This window comes from Propionicimonas sp., from assembly GCF_034927565.1.
Lineage (GTDB): Bacteria > Actinomycetota > Actinomycetes > Propionibacteriales > Propionibacteriaceae > Propionicimonas.
Window position 1 is genome coordinate 1 of record NZ_JAYFPT010000022.1, and the last position, 3486, is coordinate 3486.

Sequence of the window (3486 nt, forward strand, 5' to 3'; positions counted from 1 at the left end):
CCCCGAAGGCGCTCCTGCTCGACGCGTCCACGGCATTCAAGGATTGCATCCGCGACGGGTTGCGCTTCCAGTCCTTGATAGAACGTCGTGCGTACGTCCCCCCTGACCTGCGTCAACTCGATGAACGGCGGCAGCTTCGGACGGGCACGACGACGGACGGCCACCTTGCTCTGCCGGGGGTTCACGTCGGCGAGGCCACACAGGGCGAGCACCGACTCGCCATGGAGGTAGGCACCGTCCCCCGTCCGCAGGAGGGCCTCGGCGAACTGGTCGTAGGGGGTCAGTGGCGCATCTGGCGCTGATCAGGCTAAATAGTGGCATTTCAGTAGTAGTACGGGAACCGGCTCCAGTCCGGCGACCGCTTCTCCAAGAACGCGTCGCGTCCCTCCACCGCCTCGTCGGTCATGTAGGCCAGCCGGGTGGTCTCACCGGCGAACACCTGCTGGCCGACCAGGCCGTCGTCGATAGCGTTGAAGGCGAACTTCAGCATCCGCTGGGCGGTGGGCGACTTGCCGCAGACCTTCGCCGCCCACTCCAGACCGACCGCCTCCAGCTCGGCGTGCGGGACGACAGCGTTCACCATCCCCATCCGGTGGGCATCCTCGGCGGTGTAGGTGTCGCCGAGGAAGAAGATCTCGCGAGCGAACTTCTGGCCGACCTGGCGGGCCAGGTAGGCCGAGCCGAAGCCGGCGTCGAAAGACCCCACGTCGGCGTCGGTCTGCTTGAACCGGGCGTGCTCGGCCGAGGCCAGAGTGAGGTCGCAGACCACATGCAACGAGTGCCCGCCACCGGCCGCCCAGCCGTTCACCAGGGCGATCACCACCTTGGGCATGAACCGGATCAGCCGCTGGACCTCCAGGATGTGCAGCCGTCCCAGGTTGGCGGCCTCGCCGGATCGGGCCAGGGAACCGTCCCCTGGCTCAGCGGCGGGTGACTCGGCGGCGGGCCCGTCGGCGTACTGGTAGCCGGACCGGCCGCGGATCCGCTGGTCGCCGCCGGAGCAGAAGGCCCAGCCGCCGTCCTTCGGGGACGGGCCGTTGCCGGTCAGCAGCACGCAGCCGACATCGGACGACATCCGGGCATGGTCCAGGGCGGTGTACAACTCGTCCACGGTGTGCGGACGGAAGGCGTTGCGCACCTCCGGACGGTTGAACGCGATCCGCACTGCCGGGACGTCGAGCGCCCGATGGTAGGTGATGTCGGTGAAGTCGAAACCCTCCACCGCCCGCCACTTCTCCGGCTGCCAGGGACTGGTCACGGGCTCCTCCTCAGCTCTCGGCGCGCAGCGCCAGCGCGACGTCGGGGATGTCGGTGATGACCGCGTCCACGCCGTACCGGAACATCCGGCGCAGGGTTCGGTCCGCGTTGACCACCCACGGCCGCACCACCACGCCGGAGGCCGTTGCCTTGCGCACGTACGACCTGCCGAAGATGGTGTGCACCGGCGGGTGGATCGCGGTCGCACCCAGCTGGGCGGCGTATTTCCACGGCTTGAACAGCGGGTCGTTCGACAGCACGGCGAGCTGGGAGGGTGCGTGCAGGTCGCGCAGCCGCCGCAACGAGTAGTGGTTGAAGGACGACAGCACCACCCGCTGTTCGATGCCGAAGGCAGCGATCGCCGCCAGCACCTTCTCCTCCAGCCCCGGGTAGTCGACCTCGGAGTTCTTCAGCTCGACGTTGACCGTCAGCGAGGTGGGCGCCACCACCTCGAGCACCTCCTGCAGGGTGGGGATGTGCACCCCCTCGAAGCCACTGCGGCCGGCGCTGGCATCCAGCGACTGCAGCTGGGCGAGGGTGTGTTCCCCGACCGCGCCGGACCCGCTGGTGGTGCGCCCGAGGGTCTCGTCGTGGATCACGACGGGGACGCCGTCCGAGCTCAGCTGGACATCGAACTCGACTCCATCGGCGCCCTGGGCGATCGCCAGTTCGAAAGCAGGAAGGGTGTTCTCCGGCGCGTACCCGCTCGCGCCCCGATGTGCCCAGATCGCCGTCATCGCCATCTCGCCTTCCCTCTGCCACGGCTCGTCCGACCGGAAGGCCGAGCCACGCAACCATCTGCCTCATGTGTATCAGCTAGCGGCCGGGCGCGCACCGGGACGATCGGCACCAGTTCGCGACGCCGGCGGACGAGACCCCGGGACGCCCGGCGACCAGACCTCGATCAACTCCGTCCAGCAGGCCTTGATCGTCGCTGGCTAGGGGTGTTGAAACCGTCGGCGAAGGCCGTGACAACGTGTTTTACCCAGGTATTCATGTCCAAGGACGACTCGCCCATCTATGAGGAGCGACTACGGCCGGCCCATCCCGATGTAGCGCCAGCCAGCCGCGCGCCACGCCCGCGGGTCGAGGACGTTGCGCGCATCCACGACAGTCCTGGTCGCAACCAATTCGCCGGCATGTTCTGGCGAGAGCTCCCGGCAGTACTCGTCCCACTCGGTGACCAATACCACCACATCGGCGCCGCGGAGGGCCTCGTCCCGGTCTGCCACATAGCTGAGCTGGGGATGGACGCGACTGGCGTTCGCCAGCGCGGCCGGATCGGTCACCGTGACCAGCGCCCCCAACCCGTGTAGCCGGGCGGCGACCTCCAGCGCGGGCGAGTCGCGGACATCGTCCGAGAACGGCTTGAATGCAGCCCCGAGCACCGTGATCCTTCTGCCGAGTACAGAGCCGCCCGCCGCGGCCACCACCAACTCGACAGCCCGCTGCCGGCGGCGCAGGTTGACCGCCTCCACCTCCCGCAGGAGGCCTGCCGCCTCACCGCGACCGAGTTCCTCGGCGCGAGCGGAGAAGGCCCGGAGGTCCTTGGGCAGACAGCCTCCGCCGAAGCCGATGCCGGCACCCAGGAAATGCCGGCCGATTCGAGCGTCGTAGCCGATCGCATCCGCCAGCTCGGTAATATCGGCGCCGGCCACCTCGGCCACCTCGGCGATGGCGTTGATGAACGAGATCTTGGTGGCCAGGAACGAGTTCGCCGCAACCTTCGCCAACTCAGCGGTGGCATAGTCGGTGACCAGGAAAGGGGTCCCCCGCTCCACGGCCGTGCGGTATACCGAGCGCAGTACCTGTGCTGCTTTGTCGCCAGCCTCGCCGGACGGGACGCCCACCACCAACCGGTCCGGCTCGATGCTGTCCGTCACCGCCCAACCCTCACGCAGAAACTCAGGGTTCCAGACCAGCGTCGCGCCGACAGCAGCGACCTTCTGCGCGAGGCGGGCGGCAGTGCCCACCGGGACGGTCGACTTGCCCACGACGACATCTCCGCTGTTGAGCTGGGGCAACAGTGCTTCCAGGGCGGTCTCGACGTGACTGAGGTCGGCGTCGCTGCCGTCTCTGCGCTGTGGGGTGCCGACCGCGATGAAGTGCACCAACGCCCCCCAGGCCGCGGCCGGATCAGTGCTGAAGGTGAGGCGGCGCGAGGCAACGCCTTCGGCAAGCATCTCCTGCAGCCCTGGCTCGAAGAAAGGTGCCTCACCCTTGGTCAGC

4 protein-coding genes are annotated in these 3486 nt (G+C 68.4%); 1 reads left to right on the plus strand and 3 read right to left on the minus strand.

Features of this window, described 5'->3' with window-relative positions; translation table 11 throughout:
* On the plus strand, window positions 1-302 hold a 302-nt coding region (locus VB080_RS05710), incomplete at its 5' end, for a hypothetical protein (RefSeq protein WP_323417473.1).
* A 20-nt stretch (window positions 303-322) separates the two neighbouring features.
* Here the strand turns inward: VB080_RS05710 and VB080_RS05715 are convergent.
* From VB080_RS05715 to VB080_RS05725, 3 genes are all read right to left on the minus strand, one after another.
* Window positions 323-1258, minus strand: coding sequence for a 1,4-dihydroxy-2-naphthoyl-CoA synthase (locus VB080_RS05715; protein WP_323417474.1), 936 nt, complete (start codon window positions 1256-1258; stop codon window positions 323-325).
* Between the two features lie 10 nt (window positions 1259-1268).
* The gene (locus tag VB080_RS05720; RefSeq protein WP_323417475.1) at window positions 1269-2000 is read right to left on the minus strand and encodes a glycerophosphodiester phosphodiesterase; all 732 of its coding nucleotides are present in this window, start codon (window positions 1998-2000) and stop codon (window positions 1269-1271) included.
* 288 nt (window positions 2001-2288) lie between these two features.
* Window positions 2289-3486, minus strand: a 1198-nt coding sequence (locus tag VB080_RS05725; protein ID WP_323417476.1) for a UDP-glucose/GDP-mannose dehydrogenase family protein, incomplete at its 5' end; no start/stop codon positions are given.